Origin of the sequence: Achromobacter marplatensis (genome assembly GCF_049060505.1) — a bacterium.
Classification (GTDB): Bacteria; Pseudomonadota; Gammaproteobacteria; order Burkholderiales; family Burkholderiaceae_B; genus Achromobacter; species Achromobacter marplatensis_A.
In genome coordinates this window covers 279069-297567 of sequence record NZ_JBMGRB010000004.1, presented here as the reverse complement: position 1 = coordinate 297567, position 18499 = coordinate 279069, and the positions used below count along the sequence as shown (strand labels likewise).

Below are 18499 nucleotides of genomic sequence, written 5' to 3'. Positions count from 1 at the left end.
GTCCCTGTCCTGGTCACGACGCGCCGGGGCAGGCGAAGCCCTGCATCTCGGCAAGATGAAAGGGGCTTTTAACGCTGCTGGCGGTGATCTCCAGCACCACCTTGCGGCCGCCCAGATCGAAGGTGGCCAAAGTGATCTCCGGCGACGCGCCGCGTTGCAACTGCGCACGGTCCAGCATGCGGTTCAGCGCCCACGGGCCCGACGTCGTCATGCCTGCCGCGCCGCCTTGCGGCGTCAATTCGATGCGCACCTGATTGCTTCCTCGCGGGCCCGGCCATTGCACCGTGGTCGCCACCTGCGGCCCGTGCGCATAGCGCACCGCCTGGCCGTCCACGTCCATCACGAACTGCGTGATGCCCTCGTCCATCTCGACCGGCCGGATGGCCACCCGATAGGACGGCATGGGGTTGCCGGCCATGAAGTACACATCGCGGATGACGCCGGCGCGCTGGAAGGCGTCCAGCGTGGCGGAGTTACCGCCCGACCGCCCATCGACGCCGGGCTTGAAGCGCCAGCGCTGCCCCGAAACGTCGATCTGGGTCGCAAGGTTCTTTTGGAAGAAATCGTCCATCATGCCGTTGGGCGCGAACAGGCGCGCCATGTCATTGGGCGCCACGTCCCGCGTCGACCGACTGGAAAACGGGTAGCGTCCCGCCACCGACTGGCCGCAGAACACGCCAATGGTGGCGGACACGGTTTCGCCCATGCGCGCCCTTGCCACATCGGACACTTCCCCCGAGGCGTTCACCGACAGCGAATTGAGCACATCGCGCAAGGGGCCGGGCAGCCGGCCGGCTTCGGCGCGCAGCTTCGTCACCGAGTCCGAGCTGGGCGCCGGACTGCCGCTGCGCAGGGCGGCGTCCGCGGCGGTCAGGTAGGTGTAGAGCTCGTTGATGAGGCCCGTGGTCGCGGCAATGGGCGGGGCGGCGCCCGTCGCGCCGCCTTCGCCTTGCGCCAGCCGGCGATACGGCTCGAAGTACTGGTCCACGATGCGTTCCAGTTTTTCATCGGACGCGTCGGCGCGCGTGGCCGCGTCCGGCCCGGTGGGGCCGAACATCTGTTCCAGCGCTTCGCGCGTGCTGCTCACGCGGTCACGCGCCTGATCCACCAGCGACCGGTCGTCCTTGCCCGATTCGCGTAGCAATGCGGTCTCTCGCGCGACGCCGCGCACCAGCTGCACCAGCGGCGATTCCGGCGCCGACAGGGTTCGCGCCATCTGGATGTTCTGCAGCAAGGACTTGCTGGGCGCCAGCTGCAAGTCGTTCAGATAGCCGTCCCACTGCGCCACATAATCGTTCATGTAAAGGCGCTTGATACCGGCCACCAACTGGCGCTGCGCCGCTTGGTCCAGCAGCCCGGGCGCAGGAATATTCAAGATCCAGGCATCGTCTGACCGCAGCACCTCCGCCACGCTGGCGACCCGCTTGTTGAACACGTCCCAATAGCCCCGATAGCTGTACAGCGACGGGATGCCCTGGCTTAGCGGCTTGCCGCTCTTGCGCACGAACACGGCGCTGGCCTGCGCGCCGCCCAGCGTTACCACCGTGTTCTCGGGCGCCGCATGGGTATTGGCCAGCGTGCGGCGCAGTCGGCTGTAGGCCCGTTGCGCCAGCGTGTAGCGCGCCAGCTTCTCGCGGGCCTGCGCCACCAGCGCATCGTCCTTCGGAAACGGCGACGCCAGCACGCGGCCCTGCGTCAGGTTGCGCAGATGTAGCGACAACTGTTCGTACTGACGGCGCGTATAGCCGTCCGGCAAGGTAGCCTGCATGTCGGACAACAGCCACGCATGCATGAACTCCGGGTCGTAGCGGTCGGCCTCGTACAGCATCAGATAGGCGCGCAGCGCTTCATACGAATACTCAAGGTCGCTGGCCGACGCGTCCCGCAGCGCCGCCTCGACACGCCGCGCCACTTGTGGCAACAGCACCTGGTCCAGCGTGTTGTCATAGACGCCCTGCGCGGCCGCTTGCAGCTTCTGGCCCTGATACAGCCCGAAGCGATAGCCAAGCGGCGGCTTATCGATTTCAAACGCTTCATGCCGCGGCAGATACCACAGGCTGTCCAGGAAAGGCATCAGGCCCAGCAAATCGCCCGTGCGCGTGATCTTGATGTCGCGCGTCAATTTTTCCACGGCGGGCACGCGCCGCGCGACCTCGTCCACATAGGCCGCGTTGTTGCGGTAGCTGAGCGCCCAGCCTGCGATCAGCGCGACGAACATCGCGGTGACCAGCCCATAGCCTGCCCAATGCAGTTGCCGGTAGCGGCGTTCCCAACGGAGGTTGCGTCCCGCCAGCCCCGCTTCGCGGAAGATGACATCTCGCAGCAGGTTCTTCAGGAAGTAGCTGCGGCCCTCGCCTTCGCCCGATATGCCGGACGCCGGGGCGGCGGCGCCTTCGATACGCAGATAACGCTTGAGGTGCCCGGTTACCTGGTCGAACGTTTCGCCGCCCTGGGTGCCGCTGGTGAAGTACACGCCCCGCGGAATCACCCGGGCTTCGAACTTCGACGTGGCGAACACGTCGCTCAGGAAATGGCCCAAGATGGCTTGAAGCCCGGCGAATTGCTGCGGCAGCATGTAGGCAAGCGCGCGGCGCGACGGATCTTCCTCGGCCGCCACCACTTCCGGCAGCGCGTCGTCCAGGCGCCGTTGCAGCAGTGCGTACTCTTCGTGGAAGGCCTCGTAGAGGTCAAAGCCGGGCTCCTGTGCACGCGCGTAGGGCAACGTAAAGCCCCATACCTGCGCCAGCTCGTCGCGGCTGAAGGAAGCGAAATATTCTTCAAAGCCGGACAGCAGGTCGGTCTTGGTCACCAGCACATAGACGGGAAACGCAATGCCCAACTGTTCGCGCAATTCCTGCAGGCGCCGCCGCAGCACCGCGGCATGCTGCGCCCGTTCCGCATCGGACGCAGACAGCAGGTCTTCGACGCTGACCGTCAGCATTGCGCCGTTGATCGGCTGCCGCCCACGGTACTTGGTCAGCAAGCCCAGAAAGCCGCGCCACTCTTGCTCGTCGCCCGTCGGGTCGCTTTCGTGGGTGGTGTAGCGCCCGGCCGTATCCAGCAGCACCGCATCGTCGGTGAACCACCAATCGCAATTGCGGGTGCCGCCTACCCCGCGCAAGGCCACCTTTCCGTAGCGCTCGGCCAACGGGAAATTCAGCCCCGAATTCACCAGCGCCGTGGTCTTGCCCGACCCGGGCGCGCCGATGATTACGTACCAGGGCAGCTGATACAGGTATTGCTTAGAGAAGCGATCCAGCGGGCGGCGCTTGCTGCGGCTCTCGAAGCGCGTCTTGCGCAGCAGTTCGACCGCCTCGTCGAATCGCGCCTCCAACTGGCGTATTTCATCGTTCTCCGCGGTCTCTTCCACGGCCTTTTCGGCGCGTGGGCGGGGCCGCAACTGACCCAGCAACTGCGCATTCAAGCGCCCTTCCCGCCATTTTCGCCACAAGAGGCGCAGCAGCCATATCGCGAATATCGCCACGATCACGATAATGCGCACCGCCTCGCTTTCCAGCGGGCGCACGGTGCCCACCGCGACAAGCGGCCCCGCGATCCAGATCAGCAGCGCCAGGGCCACCAGCCCCAGGAAGTTCCACACGCGCCGGCTGAAAAACCATCCGAACAGCCTGTAGATCATTGTCGGCCTCCCTGTCCATCATCCTCATGCGGCGTGGGCGGCACCAGCACGGTGATCTCTACCCGACGATTCAGCGCGCGCCCTGCAGCCGTATCGTTGGGCGCCACCGGATCGGCGTCTCCGCGGCCTTCCGCCCGCACCCGCCCCGGTTGCCCCAGGCGTTGCTCCAACATGTCTTTGACGGCGTCGGCGCGCGCCTGCGAAAGATGCCAATTGGACGGAAAACGCGCGCTGCGCATCGGCGTGTTGTCGGAATAGCCGCGCACCAGAATCGCGCCCTGGGTCTGACGCAGCGCATCCGCCACGCGCGACAACACCGGCAGGTAGGGGTCGCGCACGGAACTCGCGCCGGACTCGAACACCCCGTCGCCGCGCAGCACCACCACGCTGCGGTCGACTTCGTCGCGCACGCTTACCAGTTGGTCGCGGATCTCGGGTGCCAGGAACAATGCCAGCCGAGGCGCCGGCGCTGGCCGTTTCGCGACCGCCGGCGCGATTTGCACCGCGGGCGGCTTGAGCTGGCTGATGGACGCGAACACGCGATCCGACTCGCTGCCCAGCCGCCAACCCAGCCCCCAGTACAGGGCCAACGCAAGCACGGCGGCCAGCGCGCCAAACACCCACAAAGGCACCGGCAGCCGACGCAGGGGCGTCTGCGCCGGCGCGTCGCGCCAATGCGGAGACAAGGCCAGCGCGTATTCGCCGCGCGCGCTACGAAGGATGCGCAACAGCCGCTGACGCAACGTTTCCAGCTGCGAGCGGCCATTGTCCATCACGCGGTAGCGGCCTTCGAAACCCAGCAACAGGCAGTAGTACAGCAGCTCCAGCAGGTCCAGATGCTGCGCGGGATTCTGCGACAGCTTGGCCAACAGCTGAAAGAATTTCTCGCCACCCCAGGTCTCGTTGTGGAACGTGACCAGCAGGCTGTGCGCCGACCACACGCCGCCTCCGCCCCACGGCGTCAGCGCCGCGGCCTCATCCAGCGCGGTGCACAGGCAGTAGCGCGCGCCAAGAATCGTCTCGTTCGAAATACCCGCCTGCTGCGCGCGCAACTCGAACTGGCGGATCTCGTCCAGCAAGTGCTCTCGCAGCATGGCCGCCGACGGATGCGCCGCAGTTGCGCGGATCTGCGGGATCAAGTCCAGCAGCGGGTTGGCCGCCGCCACCAGCGGGTTTGTCCCACTGATGACATAGTCATGGGGCCGCAACCGGCCGGCGCCTTGGGCGGCGCTATCGCCCAGCCCGCCCGGCGGTGCGGACATCGTGTGATCCGATGCGTGCATAGCTCTCTCCGCGCTTAATCGCGCAATGCCCAGAACTCCATCGTCAGCCCCGGAAAGTCACCGGCCAGATGCAGCGCAAGCGCGCCGGTGCGTTCCAGCTGTTTCCAGAATTCGCCGCTTTTATCCAATTCGAAATACACGTGCCCGGCGTTGTAGGGAATCTGCCGTGGCGCCACCGGCAGCGCGCGCACCGTCACGCCGGGCAATTGCAAATGCACCAGGTCGCGGATGCGTTCGACGGGGCCGATCTTGACCTGCGCGGGAAAGCGCGCGCGCACGGTGTCCGCGCCCAGGTCCGCATGCACCGCCAACACGAAGCCGGCGGTCTGTAGCAGTTCGGCGTCCGTGATCTGCGCCACCCTCACACCCTGGCCCCTGTCCTGCAGCGGGATCTGCAAAGCGCGCTGCTCCAGCACTGCCGACAACGAACGGCGCAGCTCGGCCATCAACGGCGCGAAGCTGGCCTGCAGGTCGTCGTGGACGTACTCGGGCAGCACCTCCGGACGCCGCGTCGCGGACGTGAACGTCGACAGGTCGCAGGCCAGCATCAGCCAGTCGTGGAACAGGCGCTCCGGATGCAGGGCGGCGCTTTGCCGCGCATGCCACAGCGCGCCCAGGTAGCGGTTGACGGTTTCCAGCAGCATGAAGTCGGAAACTTCAGAGACGCCTCCCCGGCCGGGTTGTGACAGGCGCTCGGCCAGCGCCTCGCTGCGGGCGCCCAGCAGGCCGTACAGCTCGTTGACCAGCCCCCGCAACACCGGATGTTCACCCGCCGCCAACCAGGGCGCCACGTATTCGTCGTCCAGCACCACCCGGTTGTCCTGGCGGCGCTCCATTACGCGCGCCACGCCCAGGCCCAGCCAATCGTCGGTCAACTCGTTTTCCAGCATCAGGCGCAGCCGCAGGCGGCCCAGTTGCAGCAGGGCCGGCTCCAGCCCCATCGAACCGGTGTCTTCCACATCGGCTTCGTGCACCAGATAGCGCGCCAAGGTGTCCTCTTCACCTTCGTAGATCACGTCGGTGGCGCCCGGCCGCGCGCGCGGCATCGCCAGCAGGACCCGCGTGCCACGTATCTGCGGCGGCACCTCCAGCGCGGCGGGCGCAGCATCCGGCTCCGAAAAGTCGAAGGGCGTGCCGTCGGGCATGACACCCTGCGCCTGCGTCAGCACCAGTTTGCCGATCGCCAGCGCATCGCGGTCCAGCGACAGTTGGCTGAAACCCCAGAAGAACCCTTGCGCCGCGGCCGCGCGCTGCTGCGCCACATGCAGCAGATGACGTTCAAGCTGCTGGAAATGCTGGGGCCGCAGGAACATTCCCTCCGACCAGATCACTTTGTCTTTACTCACCATGGTCCGGTTCTCTTATTGTGTTTCTAAAAGGGCCACCACGAACGTTCGCGGTCCACTTCCTCCAGCCCGGCGCGCTTGACCGCGACTTTCACCGTTTCCTCGTTCGGCGAAAACTGCCAGACCTTGTAGATATTGGTGTCCTGGGGTTCGGGTAGCGGCACCAGCAGGCGCCATTTGCTTTGTTCGAGCTCCCGGTAGGCCGCCACCACGCCCACCACGCGCGCCTCCGGGTTGCCGGGGTAACGCAGCACCTTGGTCTCGCCCGGCCGCAGGATCACTTGTTCGGTATTAAGCAGCTCGGCGCCCAGCGCCGCCTGCGCGTCGGCCTGCAAGGTGAAGAAATCCCGCGATTCGAAGGTGCTGGCCGACTTCAATTCATAGATGGTTACCTGCACCGGCGACGGCCTGCCGCTGGCGTTCGCGTTCACCTTCGGATCCGCGCGCAATTCAATGGCATAAGGCGCTGGCACACGCTTGGCCGTGGACGAACACCCTGTGATCAACGCGCCGGCCGCCAGGCTCGCGGCGATCAGCGCGGCACGGCGCAATAGCCCGCGGGCCCGATATCCCGCGAGGACTGTTCGATGGAGTAAAGCGTCCATAAGACCTCGGAAATAAAAACACACACGTCTGTTACGCCGAGACGCACCCCTGCCGCGCAGGGCCGCTATCATCGGCGCAATAGCCTTGTCTCTTCTTCTTCGACCGACACGCCCGCGCCATGAAACAGCTCGTCCGTATCAGCTTTATGTTCCTCTTCGCGGTCCTCGCGGCCTGTACTTCGGCCCCTTCGCCGCAAGCCGCGGACGCCTTGCAGCAAGTCCGCGACGAATACGCCGCCAGCCAGTTCGGCGCCGTCGCGCGCACCGTCGCCACGTCCGATGCCTTGGCCACCGCGCCCACGCCCATGCGTGTCGAAGCCTTGAAGCTCCAGGCCTTCAGCTACTGCGTCATCGGCTATCGGCAACTGTGCGAAGACAGCTTCGCCCGCATCCTGCAACTGCAACCTTCGTTCGAACTCGCGCCCAACGAAACCGGGCATCCCCAATGGGGGCCCGCCTATCGGGCAGCCAAGGCCGCCCAGGCCCACTGAGGCGCCGCAGGCGCCAAGGAGACAGGCATGAAGCTCACCGCGTTCCAACATGCCGGCAATCCGGCCTTCGAACCCATTCATGCCGAATTCATGGCGCCCGGCGGCACGGTGGGACGCAGCCTTGAGAACCACCTTGCCCTGCCCGACCCGGCACGCGGGATTTGCCGCGTACAGGCGGCCATCCGCGTCAATAGCGCGGACGCCACCGGTTTCCTCGTGAACCTCAGCAGCATGAGCACGGTCAGCGTCAACGGCCGCCCCGTGGCGCAGGATCAAGAGGTGCCGCTGATCCCGGGCGACGAGCTCCAGATCGGCGCCTACCGGCTGCGGGCGGAAGCCACCACGCCCGCCGTGGATGCAGCGTCGCCGGCCGCCGTGATCGACGACGACATCTTCAGCGACCTCATCGGGCCCGGCACCTTGCCGGTCGGCAGCGCCCCCGACGTATCCACCCATCCCTTCGACCTGGCGTCCGCGCAAGCGCGCAACCCCGACGACCCCTTGCGGCACCTGCCGCCGGGCGATGCCGCGGTGTCGCGCCCCATCACCGATCCGCTGGCGCTGTTCGACACCCCCGGCGAGGGTCCGCCCAGCGTCTTCGCCGACAGCACGCCATCCACGCTGCCCAACCAGGACCCGCTGGCCGAACACCGCAGCCACCCCGTCGACGCTGCCTTGGGCGCGCCGCGCGAGGGCACGGACGGCCGTAGCGCGTCCGACCACCTTCGCGAAGTCGGCAGCTACATGCGCCCCGCGCCCGTGAAAAAAGCAACCGACGGCAACGGCCGCTAGCGGTTCACGCGTAGTCATAGTCATAGCAAAACTCCCCGGCATCCACGGACAGACGCACGCCCCGCAGCCGGCGGTCCTGCATCGACGCGCCCAGCAATTCGCGGCTGATCTGCGGCAGGACCGTATTGGTGAGAATGGCGTCCACCATGCGCGCCCCCGACTCGACTTCCGTGCAGCGCGCCACCACCAGCGCCGTCGCGTCGGCCGCCACGTCCAACGCAACCTCGTGATGCGCCTGCAGCCGGCGGCGCACCCGTTCGAATTGCAGGTCCACGATGCGCGCCAGCATGGCGTCCGATAGCGGCAAGTAGGGCACCGTGACCAGCCGGCCCAACAGCGCCGCCGGGAAAGCCTGGAGCAACGGTTCCCGCAGCGCCGCCGCCAATCCTTCGGCGTCGGGCATCAGCGCGGGGTCGCGGCAAAGGGCGGCGATGCGGTCCGTGCCGACGTTAGAGGTCAGGATGATCACGGCGTGGCGGAAATCGATGTAGCGCCCTTCGCCGTCCTCCATCCAGCCCTTGTCGAACACCTGGAAGAAAATCTCGTGCACGTCGGCATGCGCCTTCTCCACCTCGTCCAGCAGCACCACGCTGTAGGGCCGCCTGCGCACGGCCTCGGTCAGCACGCCGCCTTCGCCGTAACCCACGTAGCCGGGCGGCGCGCCTTTTAACGTCGAGACCGTGTGCGGCTCCTGGAATTCGCTCATGTTGATGGTGATCAGGTTCTGCTCTCCGCCATACAGGGCCTCGGCCAGCGCCAACGCGGTCTCGGTCTTGCCGACGCCGCTGGGGCCGCACAGAAGGAACACGCCCACCGGCTTATCCGGATCGGTCAGCCGCGCGCGCGATGTCTGGATGCGGCGCGCCACCGCCTCAAGTCCGTCGCGCTGACCGATCACGCGCTTCTCCAGCGTATCGGCCAGCGCAAGCACGGCCTGCGCCTCGTCGCGCACCATGCGCCCCACGGGGATGCCGGTCCAATCGGCCACCACGGCAGCCACGGCCGCCGCATCGACCGACACATGGATCATCGGCGCTTCGCGCAGATCCAGTGCCGAGGTTTCCCGCGCCAGCGCCTGCCGCGCGGCGGCCTGTTCGGACGCCGACCCGTGATCCAGCGCCTGGCGCAGCGAAAACACCTTCGCCGCCAACGCGCGCTCGTCCTCCCAACGTGCCGCCAAGGCCTGTTCCGCTTGTGTCGCGTCAGCGTGTTCCGCAACCAGACGTTCAAGACGCTGGGCGTCACCCGCGCCAAGATGAAGCTCGCGCCGGGCGATGCGCTGCGCGATTTCCAGCGTCTGGATGCGCCGCCGCGCATCTTCCAGGGCCGGCGGCACGGCGTGCTGGCTGATGGCCACGCGGGCGCAAGCTGTATCCAGCAACGCCACCGCCTTGTCGGGCAACTGCCGCGCGGGGATGTAGCGGTGCGACAGGCTTACTGCGGCGGTGATCGCCTCGTCCAGCAGCAGCACGCCATGATGGGTCTGCAGGGTCTCGGCCAGGCCGCGCAGCATGCCGAATGCGCGCGCTTCGTCCGGCTCATGCACTTGCACGACCTGAAAGCGCCGGCTTAGCGCCGGGTCTTTCTCGATGTGCTTCTTGTATTCCGACCAGGTGGTCGCGCCGATGGTGCGCAACTGGCCGCGCGCCAGCGCCGGTTTAAGCAGGTTGGCGGCATCGCCCGTGCCCGCCGCGCCGCCCGCGCCCACCAGCGTATGGATCTCGTCGATGAACAGCACAATGGGCCGTTCGCTGGCCTGGACCTCATCGATCACGCCGCGTAAGCGCTGCTCGAACTCGCCCTTCACCCCCGCGCCGGCTTGTAGGAGGCCGATGTCCAGCAGATACAGCGACACGTCGCGCAAGGGCGGCGGCACATCGCCGGCCGCCAAACGCAAGGCCAGCCCTTCCACCACGGCGGTCTTGCCCACGCCGGCCTCTCCGGCCAGCAGCGGATTGTTTTGCCGGCGTCGCATCAGCACATCGACGATTTGGCGAATCTCTTCGTCGCGCCCGGACACGGGGTCGATCGCGCCAGCGCGTGCCTTGGCCGTCAGGTCCACGGCAAACCGCTCCAGCGCTGCAAGATTTCCCCCCTGCGCCGCATCGACGTCTGACGCGTCGGTGGCCGACGCGTCAGCGGCCGCTTCCGGCGAACCCTGCGTCATCTGGCGCATCTGCGCCAACAGCTTGTCGGGCTCGATGCGCGAGAACTGCGGCGACATGCCCAGCAACACGTGGCGCAACGCATAGGTGGTGACCAGCCCCGCCAGCAGGTGGCCGCTGCGAATGCGGGCCGCGCCATAGCGCAAGGACCCCAGCACCCACGCCCGTTCAACCGCGTGGTCGATGTGCTCCGACAAGTCGGATACCGATCCGGCGCCGGCGGGCAGCCGGTCCAGCTCGGCCGTCAGGTCGGCTTGCAATTGCGCCAGATCCAGGTCGAAGCCGCGCGCGATGCGATGCAGATCGCTGTCCTGGCACTGCAGGATCTGATGCATCCAGTGCACCAGCTCCACATAAGGATTGCCCCGCAGCTTGCAGAACGCCGTGGCGCCTTCCAGCGCCTGGTAGAGCGCAGGATTGAGCTTTCCGAAGAGTTCGATGCGGCCGATATCCGACATGGCGTCATGACGCGTTCAAGCGCGCGCATTCCTGGAAGGTTGAGCCGGCGAGCGGCCACGTGCCGGCGTTTGCCCCCGGCGCTCATAGTCCAGCAACAGATCGCACGCGTCTCCCTGCGCCGGCCGTCGCCGGCCCAGCCACGCCGACAGGCCCAGCGGCCGTGGGGCGCCCAGGGCCAGTCCCCTCGCGTCTTCGGCGCGCAGCACGGGCCGCACGTCCCAGGCCAGTTCCACGCCGACGTAGTGCCTGACCCAATGCGTCAATTGCCGGGCGCGCAGACCGCCCGGCAGGAAGCTCGTGTAGTCCTCCAGCGTCAGCGGCCCGAGTTCGATCCGGAACTTGTGCTGGGCGTCGCGCACGGCGACGCCCAGCACCGTGTCGCGCCCCAGCCCCGCCATGCCGCCCAGGCCCAGCCGTTGCTCGGGTTCCAGGCGGATCCACTGCGGGACGAATTCGCAAATGCGCACGGGCAGCCCGAAAAAACACTGCAGGATGTGCTTAAGCCCTTCGGGGTTGCGCGTCTGGCGCACCAGATGCCCCGCCATGAAGTACTTGGCGTGGTCCAGCACGGCATCGCGCCGCCGCATCGACGGCTCGCCCAGATGCAGCAGGCTGGCCACGTACCGCGTGAAGCGCTCTTCCTTGCGATCCAGGCTGACGGTGCTTTGCGCGTCCGCCCAGGCCCGGTAGAACAGCAAGATGAGCCGGTGATGGAACACATCGGCGAACGCGGACAGGGTGCGATCCCCGTAGTGCGCCATGCGTTCATGCGCGTGCTCGGTCAGGTGCAGCGGCAAGGGGCCGTTGGGGCCGAACAGGCCAAACCCGTATATGGACATCTCCGCCGGCCGGCCCTCGCGGCCGGCCCGGGCGCGCGCCACGGTGGACGGCGCGAAGGCCATCGACGGTTCCTGCCGCATGCGCACAGGCTCGTAGCGCGCCACGGTCTCGCGTCCCAGCGGCTTGCGCGCGCCGGCTTGCGCATCGATCCAGCGCAGGGCGTGAAAAAGGTCGTGCGCATACGGCTCGCGCTCAAGGGCGCGCCACCATTGCGCCACCGCCTCGTTTTCATCGGTGGCGCCAGCGGGAACCGGATCGGCGACAGGTTGCGTGACGTCCACCGCGTCACCCCATGTGTATTTGCTTGGCGTCCACCTTGACCAGGTCGGAACCCGTCACCAACGTGTACGACGCGTGCAGCCGCGCGCTCTGCTCGGCCTGATAATCGATGGAGCCTGCCCGCACCTGTTCTACCTCGCTCACGCTGCGCATCGACAAGCGCGCCATGAGGGTCATGCGGTCCAGCACCGCCTCATAGTTCCTTCCGACAAGCAGGGTCTCGCCCACCGTGGCGTGCAACTGTTCCGCCACCAGCCGCACGCGCTTGCACGCGTGGCGTTCGTCTTCGGCTTCGATCGCGTATTCGGGCGTGCGGATACGCACCGCGCGCTGGCCTTGCAGCAGCACGTCACCCGCGCTTTCCACCCGCACGTTTCCGCCGTTCGACCGCAGCACCAGTTCGCCTTGCGCCTCCAGCGTGGTGTGCGCAGGCGCTGCCTGCACGGTGACCGCAATGAGGTACACCCGCGACGGATCCGGTCCGCTGATCAGCACTTCGTCGCCCGGTCGCGGCGCCAGCAGGCAGCTGGCGGCGCGCCGCGTGCTCCACATGCGGCCATCGCACGCAACGGCGTAGCTGCCGTCGGGTTCGCAGCACAGCACCTCGCCCAGCAGATGGACGGGGTCATAAGCGATGCGGTTCAAACTTGCGGCGGATTTCATCTTGCGCTCCTGTTCATGGCGGGTCGACGGCTAGACTGCGGGCCGGCGACCCATGCGGGGCTTGAAGCGGGCGACTTCGCCGCGCTGCAGGGTCGACAGGACCAGCTCCGACATCATGTTGATCGAGACATGGCGCGCGAAAAACTGCTCAAGCACGGCGCCGAACAAATACGGACTGATGCCGGAAAAGGCCGCTTCGTCCACTTGCAGCGCAATGCGCACGCCGCGTCCATGCACGATGGGGCCCGGCACCGGCAGGCGGTGATAAACGGGCTTGGCGCTGACATGCCGCAAACCGGAAATATGCTTGCGCACGGCGGGGTCGGCCAGGTTGCCGTAGACGTGCAGCATCTCGCGCAGCGTCTGGGCACCCTGCTCCGTGTCCAGATCCGTCAGGCTCAGATAGTTCAGGCCCAGGTGGCTGATCAGATGCCAGGTGGCGGCGTTTTCGGCCAATGCCGCGCAAGGGCGTGTCGGCCCATGCAGCACCTTCACCGCGCGAACCGGCGCCGATACCCGCAGTGTCATGTCCGTGTCGGTACCCAAGGGCAACAGCATCGGCATATCGCGGTTGGTGCACAGCGTCTCAAGCGACAGGTGACGCAACTGGCCGGAAAACGGCGCTTCCTGCCGGTCCACCAGCGACAGGAACACTTCGCTGCCGGTGTAGCCGGTGCGGGTGCCATTGCGTAGTGCCGTGTCGGAGATCAGGCGCGGCTCGCGGCGCACGGAAAAGTACGCGCCATAATCATCGGGATCGCTGCCCAATGATCCATAGAACGGGCGGAATTCCTGTTCCTGTTGCTGCGCCGACGCATGGCCGGTGACGCGCGTCACGCCAAAGACTTCGTAGTCCAGCGGACGGCTGCGATCGACCACCACGTGATACTCCGACGTGCGCGGCGTCACTGCCACGCGGTCCGCGCGCTTGGGAAACAGATTGATCACCGGCGCGCAATGCAGCGCCAGATTGGCGGCGGAGATCGCTCCCTCCAGTTCCGGCGCGGCAGTGGAGAACAGCAAGGTCAGGTCAAAGGCGCGCGTCTCGCGCGGGGCGCCTTGCGGTTGGGCCGCACTGCGCAAGCCCGCCTTCAAGCCATTCACGCTGAAGAACAGGTAACGCCGCGCGAAAGCAAAATACTCCTGCAGCAGGCGGTAGCCCTGGAACACGCGCGCGTCGCCGGGCAACAAGGCTTGGTCATCGGCAAAGCCCTCGTGGCGCACCGCGCTTGCCGGCAACTTGTTGATCCACGCCACCGGCCGCGAGGTGTCATGGCCCAGCACCGCCACCGTGTGTCCCATCAGCACTTCCAGCAAGCGCTGCATTTGCAGGTCCTGCCCATTCAGATGAAACACCAGTTGATCAAGGTCCAAGTCTTCCAGGCGCTGGCCGCCGCCAATCTCGATCCGGATGCGCAACGCGCTCAGCACGCGCCCGGTCCGGCCCGCCAGGCCCAGCCGCGCCAGCGGCAGATCCTGTGGCGCCGCGGTGAACTCGGCCTGAATCACCTGCAAGGGCCACAGGCGCACAGCGTGCCCGGTCGTGAACTCGCAGGGCGTCTGTTCACCACGCGGCACGCGTCCGCGCAGCACCGTGCCGCGCGGCAATTCGAAGCCGCCCGCCAGCGTGCCCTCGTTCATGCTCGGGGAAAACTGCACAATCGCCATCGACGGCGTGGGCGCCAGGTAGTTGGGATACACCACCTCCAGCAAGCGCTGCGAGAAACGCGGAAACTCCGCGTCCATCTTCATCTGGATACGCGCGGTCAGGAAACTGAAGCCTTCGAGCAGCCGCTCGACATACGGGTCCGCGACCTCCGTCGCGTTCATGCCCAGGCGCCCGGCCACCTTGGGATAGGCCTGCGCAAATTCCGCCCCCAGCTCCCGCAGGTACACCAGCTCGCGGTTGTAGTAGTCCAGCAGACGGGCATCCATCAGACGCCACCCAGGTCGCGCAGATCCATATGGCCGCTTTCCAGGTCGATGTCCGTGCGGAACAGAAATTCAAGCGGATGCGGCACGCACCACAGCATGCCCCGGATCTCCAGGCTCAGCACGTTGTGGTGTTCCAGCGTGCCGGTGTCGGTGACGCAGCGCACCTCGACAGAGGAGTCCAGAATGCGCGGCTCAAACGCCGAAATCGCATTGCGGATCGACTCTTCCACGTCGATCCAGTCGATCTCCGACATGCGCTTTCCCGCCATGGCGCGCACGCCGAAATTCACCGTCGATGCCGCAACGGGACGATGCGCCGACAAGTCCTGGGACGTTTGCAGATTCACCGTATTGAGCAACCAACGCAGGTCCCGCAGCACGGCCGCGCGCAACTGCTCATGCGTCAGCATGGCGTTGTCGCGCGGCTCCGTGCGGCGGGCCGGATCGTTGTCCATCAAACGATCCAGCAACGACGGCTGCAGGCGGTCGCGCGCCGCGCGCTGACTGGGCGATAGCGGCGCCCATCCGGCGGGGTCGTCGGCGTGGCCCATCAGGCAAGCTCCAGGATGCGGATATCTAGCAGCGCGAAATCGCCCACGTCGGTCATCCACATCTTCTGGCCCACGCCGGCATAGGAGTCGCCGCGGAGTCCGCGCCACTCGGTCACCCGCGCCAGCTTCACCGAATCCGGCAGGTCGACCATGCGCGCGCCCGGCGCGGGGGGGTACCGCGCCGGCACCAGGCCCTGCAGCACCTGGCCATCCGCCAGCTCGATCTCGGCACGGGCCCACACCATGTCGCACACGCCTTCCGGTGCCAGCAGGCGCACGCGCTTAACCGCCGTAAACGGCAGCCAGGCGTACCGCCCTCCTCCCAGGAACTCGAAGACCGGCCCCAGGCGGCTGTCGCCGTCGCAGATCCACTGAAACGGCAACGGCGCATCGTGCATGACGCTTTGCACCGCCCCCGCGCCCGCTGCGGCATCCTGCAAGGCTTGGCCGCGCAGCGCCGCGGCCTCGTCAGCGGCTCCTCGACTGTCCAGGCGCAGCGCCGACACCAGCGCCTGCATCCAATCGCCGGACTCGCCCAGCAAGACCGGCTCGCCCTCGCCGGCAAGCACGGCTTCGCGCTCGCGTTCGGCCGCGATGGCGCAGGCGTACAGCGCCACCATGGGGCGCGCCTGCGCGCTAAGCTCGCCACAGAGGGCCAGTTGCTCGGCGGCGCGCGCCCAATCGCCCTGCACCGCCAGCAATTGGAACAGTTGCGCGCGCAGATCCGCGTCGGCCGGCCGGCGGCGGATCTGCGCCTGCACATCATCCAGCTGGCCAGACAGACTGATCGCGCCGAAAGGAACGGCAGCTATAGACATGGAGGATCCGCCCTAGCCGACTTCCTTGTTCTGCTTGATATCCCAGGCCACCAGGCTTTCGGCGCCCTTGCCGCCCTTTTCGGTCTGCTCCCAGTATTGCTGCTTGACCTTGGCCGCCTGGAACGCGAAGTTCACCACCACGCCTTCGGCGCTGCGATCACCCGAAATCTGCACCGACGACACCAGCACGTCTTCCAGCGTGATCTTCGAATACTCGACTTGCTCTCCACCCGCCTTGCACATGGACAGCTCGATCTTGCTCAGGTGCTTGCCGCTGGCGCAATGCTTCATCACCGCAGGCGCGGCCTTATCGATACGCGCCACCACGTGCAGGTCATTGAAGCTGGCTTTGCCCGCGCCCAGGCCGCCGCCGCTGGCCATATTGCCTGGCTGCGTCGCGCCCCACGAGAAGGACACGATGTCGGTCCAGTCCTTATGGTTGGCGTCTTTGGATTCGCCGTTGGCCCCATCGATTTTCATGAACATATCCACAGCCACATCTGTCTCCTGGAGTTATCGAGCGCGGCTGCGCCCGTCTTGTCTGACACTCAGCCTTCGTTCTGCTTAAGCGAAGGCAGCTTGGACACCAACCGCAACGACACCGTCAGCCCCTCAAGCTGATAGTGCGGCCGCAGGAAAAACTTGGCGGAGTAATAGCCCGGGTTGTCCTCGATCTCCTGCACTTGCACTTCGGCCGCCGCCAGCGGCTTGCGCGCCTTGGTTTCCTGCGACGAGTTCACCGGATCGCCGTCCACGTAATTCATGATCCAGTCGTTCAGCCACCGCTCCATGTCGTCGCGTTCGCGGAACGAGCCGATCTTGTCGCGCACGATGCACTTCAGGTAGTGCGCAAAGCGGCAGCAGGCGAACAGGTAGGGCAGGCGCGCGGCCAGCTTGGCGTTGGCGGACGCGTCGGCCTCGTAGTACTCATGCGGCTTCTGCAGGGACTGCGCGCCAATGAAGGCCGCGAAGTCGGAGTTCTTGCGGTGCACCAACGGCATGAAGCCGTTCTTGGCAAGTTCGGCTTCGCGCCGATCGCTGATCGCGATCTCGGTCGGGCACTTCATGTCGACGCCGCCGTCATCACTGGGAAAGCTGTGGCACGGCAGGTTCTCCACCGCGCCGCCCGATTCCACGCCACGGATGGATGTGCACCAGCCGTACAGCTTGAACGAACGGTTAACGTTGGCGGCCATCGCATAGGCGGAATTGGCCCAGGTGTAGCGGTCGTGGTTGGCGCCGTCGGTATCCTCTTCAAAGTCGAACTCGTCGACCGGATTGGTGCGCGCGCCATAGGGCAGGCGGGCCAGGAAGCGCGGCATTGCCAACCCGATATAGCGCGAGTCCTCGGACTCACGCAGGCTGCGCCACGCGGCATACTCGGTGTTGGTGAAGATCTTGGTCAGGTCGCGCGGATTGGCCAGCTCCTGCCAAGAATCCATCTGCATCACATTGGGCGACGCGCCCGCGATAAACGGGCAGTGGGCGGCGGACGAGATCTTCGCGATTTCACCCAGCAACTCCACATCCGGCGGACTATGGTCGAAGTGATAGTCGCCCACCAGACAACCAATCGGTTCGCCGCCAAACTGGCCGTACTCTTCCTCGTACACCCGCTTGAAAATGGGGCTCTGGTCCCAGCCCACGCCTTTGTGGCGCTTGAGGGTGCGCCCCAGCTCCGCCTTCGACAGGCTCATCACGCGGATCTTCAATAGCTCGTCGGTTTCGGTGTTGGTGACGAGGTAATGCAGGCCGCGCCACGCGCCTTCCAGTTGCTGAAAGTCCGGGTGATGCATCACGCCGTTGATCTGTTCGGACAGCTTGCGATCAATCTCGGCGATGATCGCCTGAATGGTGCGATAGGCGTCCGATGACAGGCCGACCCCGCTATTTTCCAGCGCCTGATGGGCCAAGGTGCGCACGGCATGCTCCACCGCCTCTCGCGCCTGCTCGGTCTTGGGCTTGAACTCTTTTTTCAGAAGCGCGGACAGGTCGTCCGCCTCCAGGGTCTCGACAGCACGCGCGTCCGCGCGTTTGGCCACTGCGGTCATGGCATTCTCCGAAAAGCGGTTCGAACGGAAACTAGGCGGCCCGGTCCGCGCCTGCGGAATCGGATGCGGGCGCGGCGTCGGGCTTTGGCGCGGCCGCCAGCGCATTCATCAGCGCAGGGTTCTTCAGCACGTTGCCAATCAGTTCCTCGGCGCCCGTCTTGCCGTCCATGTAGGTCAGCAAGTTGGCCAGCTGGGTCCGCGCGGTCAGCAGTTCATTCAACGCGCCGACCTTTTTGGCGACCGTGGCTGGCGAGAAGTCGTCGATGCTCTCGAACGTGATGTCCACGTTCAGATTGCCTTCGCCGGTCAGCGTGTTGGCCACCTGAAACGCCGCGCGTGGCTGGATCGAACGCATGCGTTCATCGAAATTGTCGATATCGATGTCCATGAACTTGCGCTCGCCCACGTCCGGCTGCGGCGTTTCGGATTTGCCGGCCAGATCGGCCAGCACCCCCATCACGAACGGCAGCTGGATCTTGCGTTCCGCGCCGTAGATCTCCACGTCGTACTCGATCTGCACGCGTGGCGCGCGGTTTCTGGCAATGAACTTCTGACCGCTTCCTTTCAGGCTGGTCGCCATG

General features: G+C 66.3%; 15 protein-coding genes. 2 read left to right on the top strand and 13 right to left on the bottom strand.

Going from position 1 to position 18499, the window contains the following annotated elements; translation table 11 throughout:
* Positions 1–13: 13 nt before the first annotated feature.
* From tssM to tssJ, 4 genes are read right to left on the bottom strand one after another with little or no spacing between them, the layout of a single operon-like run.
* The gene (tssM, locus tag ACI0FO_RS12450) at positions 14–3640 is read right to left on the bottom strand and encodes a type VI secretion system membrane subunit TssM (RefSeq protein WP_416027013.1); all 3627 of its coding nucleotides are present in this window, start codon (positions 3638–3640) and stop codon (positions 14–16) included.
* On the bottom strand, positions 3637–4923 hold the full coding sequence (locus ACI0FO_RS12445; RefSeq protein WP_416027011.1) for a DotU family type VI secretion system protein: 1287 nt from the start codon (positions 4921–4923) through the stop codon (positions 3637–3639). Before ACI0FO_RS12445 ends, tssM begins: the two co-directional genes overlap by 4 nt.
* Before the next feature lie 14 nt (positions 4924–4937).
* Positions 4938–6272, bottom strand: coding sequence for a type VI secretion system baseplate subunit TssK (gene tssK / locus ACI0FO_RS12440; RefSeq protein ID WP_416027009.1), 1335 nt, complete (start codon positions 6270–6272; stop codon positions 4938–4940).
* 23 nt (positions 6273–6295) lie between these two features.
* Positions 6296–6874: a type VI secretion system lipoprotein TssJ gene (gene tssJ, locus ACI0FO_RS12435; protein ID WP_416027007.1), complete on the bottom strand. Its 579-nt coding sequence runs from the start codon at positions 6872–6874 to the stop codon at positions 6296–6298.
* A gap of 119 nt (positions 6875–6993) precedes the next feature.
* Between tssJ and ACI0FO_RS12430 the strand changes: the two genes are divergently transcribed.
* Both ACI0FO_RS12430 and ACI0FO_RS12425 read left to right on the top strand, forming a co-directional pair.
* On the top strand, positions 6994–7365 hold the full coding sequence (locus tag ACI0FO_RS12430; protein WP_416027005.1) for a TssQ family T6SS-associated lipoprotein: 372 nt from the start codon (positions 6994–6996) through the stop codon (positions 7363–7365).
* A gap of 27 nt (positions 7366–7392) precedes the next feature.
* On the top strand, positions 7393–8157 hold the full coding sequence (locus ACI0FO_RS12425) for an FHA domain-containing protein (RefSeq protein WP_416027003.1): 765 nt from the start codon (positions 7393–7395) through the stop codon (positions 8155–8157).
* A gap of 4 nt (positions 8158–8161) precedes the next feature.
* Here the strand turns inward: ACI0FO_RS12425 and tssH are convergent, their stop codons facing one another.
* The 9 genes from tssH to tssB all read right to left on the bottom strand — a co-directional run bounded on the left by tssH (position 8162) and on the right by tssB (position 18498).
* Positions 8162–10780, bottom strand: coding sequence for a type VI secretion system ATPase TssH (tssH, locus tag ACI0FO_RS12420; protein WP_416027001.1), 2619 nt, complete (start codon positions 10778–10780; stop codon positions 8162–8164).
* Positions 10781–10795: 15 nt separating this feature from the next.
* Positions 10796–11902 (bottom strand): type VI secretion system baseplate subunit TssG, encoded by a 1107-nt coding sequence (gene tssG / locus ACI0FO_RS12415; protein ID WP_416026999.1) that lies wholly within the window; start codon positions 11900–11902, stop codon positions 10796–10798.
* 4 nt (positions 11903–11906) lie between these two features.
* On the bottom strand, positions 11907–12563 hold the full coding sequence (locus tag ACI0FO_RS12410; protein ID WP_416026997.1) for a DUF3540 domain-containing protein: 657 nt from the start codon (positions 12561–12563) through the stop codon (positions 11907–11909).
* A gap of 30 nt (positions 12564–12593) precedes the next feature.
* A complete protein-coding gene (tssF, locus tag ACI0FO_RS12405; protein ID WP_416026996.1) occupies positions 12594–14498 on the bottom strand; it encodes a type VI secretion system baseplate subunit TssF in 1905 nt (634 codons plus the stop codon).
* Positions 14498–15049, bottom strand: a complete 552-nt coding sequence (gene tssE / locus ACI0FO_RS12400) for a type VI secretion system baseplate subunit TssE (protein WP_416026995.1) — start codon at positions 15047–15049, stop codon at positions 14498–14500. Before tssE ends, tssF begins: the two co-directional genes overlap by 1 nt.
* The gene (locus ACI0FO_RS12395) at positions 15049–15867 is read right to left on the bottom strand and encodes a type VI secretion system accessory protein TagJ (RefSeq protein ID WP_416026993.1); all 819 of its coding nucleotides are present in this window, start codon (positions 15865–15867) and stop codon (positions 15049–15051) included. Before ACI0FO_RS12395 ends, tssE begins: the two co-directional genes overlap by 1 nt.
* Before the next feature lie 12 nt (positions 15868–15879).
* Entirely contained in the window at positions 15880–16347 is a 468-nt protein-coding gene (locus tag ACI0FO_RS12390; RefSeq protein ID WP_416026991.1) for an Hcp family type VI secretion system effector, read from the bottom strand.
* A gap of 68 nt (positions 16348–16415) precedes the next feature.
* Positions 16416–17918, bottom strand: a complete 1503-nt coding sequence (gene tssC, locus ACI0FO_RS12385) for a type VI secretion system contractile sheath large subunit (protein ID WP_416026990.1) — start codon at positions 17916–17918, stop codon at positions 16416–16418.
* 31 nt (positions 17919–17949) lie between these two features.
* Positions 17950–18498 carry a type VI secretion system contractile sheath small subunit gene (gene tssB, locus ACI0FO_RS12380; RefSeq protein WP_416026988.1) on the bottom strand — a complete coding sequence of 183 codons (549 nt, stop codon included), beginning with the start codon at positions 18496–18498 and terminating at the stop codon, positions 17950–17952.
* Position 18499: the final 1 nt, after the last annotated feature.

What these genes read in the sequence shown, in the direction of transcription:
- tssM (WP_416027013.1), bottom strand. Translation starts at nt 3,640, where the DNA reads ATGATCTACAGGCTGTTCGGATGGTTTTTCAGCCGGCGCGTGTGGAAC.
- ACI0FO_RS12445 (WP_416027011.1), bottom strand. Translation starts at nt 4,923, where the DNA reads ATGCACGCATCGGATCACACGATGTCCGCACCGCCGGGCGGGCTGGGC.
- tssK (WP_416027009.1), bottom strand. Translation starts at nt 6,272, where the DNA reads ATGGTGAGTAAAGACAAAGTGATCTGGTCGGAGGGAATGTTCCTGCGG.
- tssJ (WP_416027007.1), bottom strand. Translation starts at nt 6,874, where the DNA reads ATGGACGCTTTACTCCATCGAACAGTCCTCGCGGGATATCGGGCCCGC.
- ACI0FO_RS12430 (WP_416027005.1), top strand. Translation starts at nt 6,994, where the DNA reads ATGAAACAGCTCGTCCGTATCAGCTTTATGTTCCTCTTCGCGGTCCTC.
- ACI0FO_RS12425 (WP_416027003.1), top strand. Translation starts at nt 7,393, where the DNA reads ATGAAGCTCACCGCGTTCCAACATGCCGGCAATCCGGCCTTCGAACCC.
- tssH (WP_416027001.1), bottom strand. Translation starts at nt 10,780, where the DNA reads ATGTCGGATATCGGCCGCATCGAACTCTTCGGAAAGCTCAATCCTGCG.
- ACI0FO_RS12410 (WP_416026997.1), bottom strand. Translation starts at nt 12,563, where the DNA reads ATGAAATCCGCCGCAAGTTTGAACCGCATCGCTTATGACCCCGTCCAT.
- tssF (WP_416026996.1), bottom strand. Translation starts at nt 14,498, where the DNA reads ATGGATGCCCGTCTGCTGGACTACTACAACCGCGAGCTGGTGTACCTG.
- tssE (WP_416026995.1), bottom strand. Translation starts at nt 15,049, where the DNA reads ATGGGCCACGCCGACGACCCCGCCGGATGGGCGCCGCTATCGCCCAGT.
- ACI0FO_RS12395 (WP_416026993.1), bottom strand. Translation starts at nt 15,867, where the DNA reads ATGTCTATAGCTGCCGTTCCTTTCGGCGCGATCAGTCTGTCTGGCCAG.
- ACI0FO_RS12390 (WP_416026991.1), bottom strand. Translation starts at nt 16,347, where the DNA reads ATGAAAATCGATGGGGCCAACGGCGAATCCAAAGACGCCAACCATAAG.
- tssC (WP_416026990.1), bottom strand. Translation starts at nt 17,918, where the DNA reads ATGACCGCAGTGGCCAAACGCGCGGACGCGCGTGCTGTCGAGACCCTG.
- tssB (WP_416026988.1), bottom strand. Translation starts at nt 18,498, where the DNA reads ATGGCGACCAGCCTGAAAGGAAGCGGTCAGAAGTTCATTGCCAGAAAC.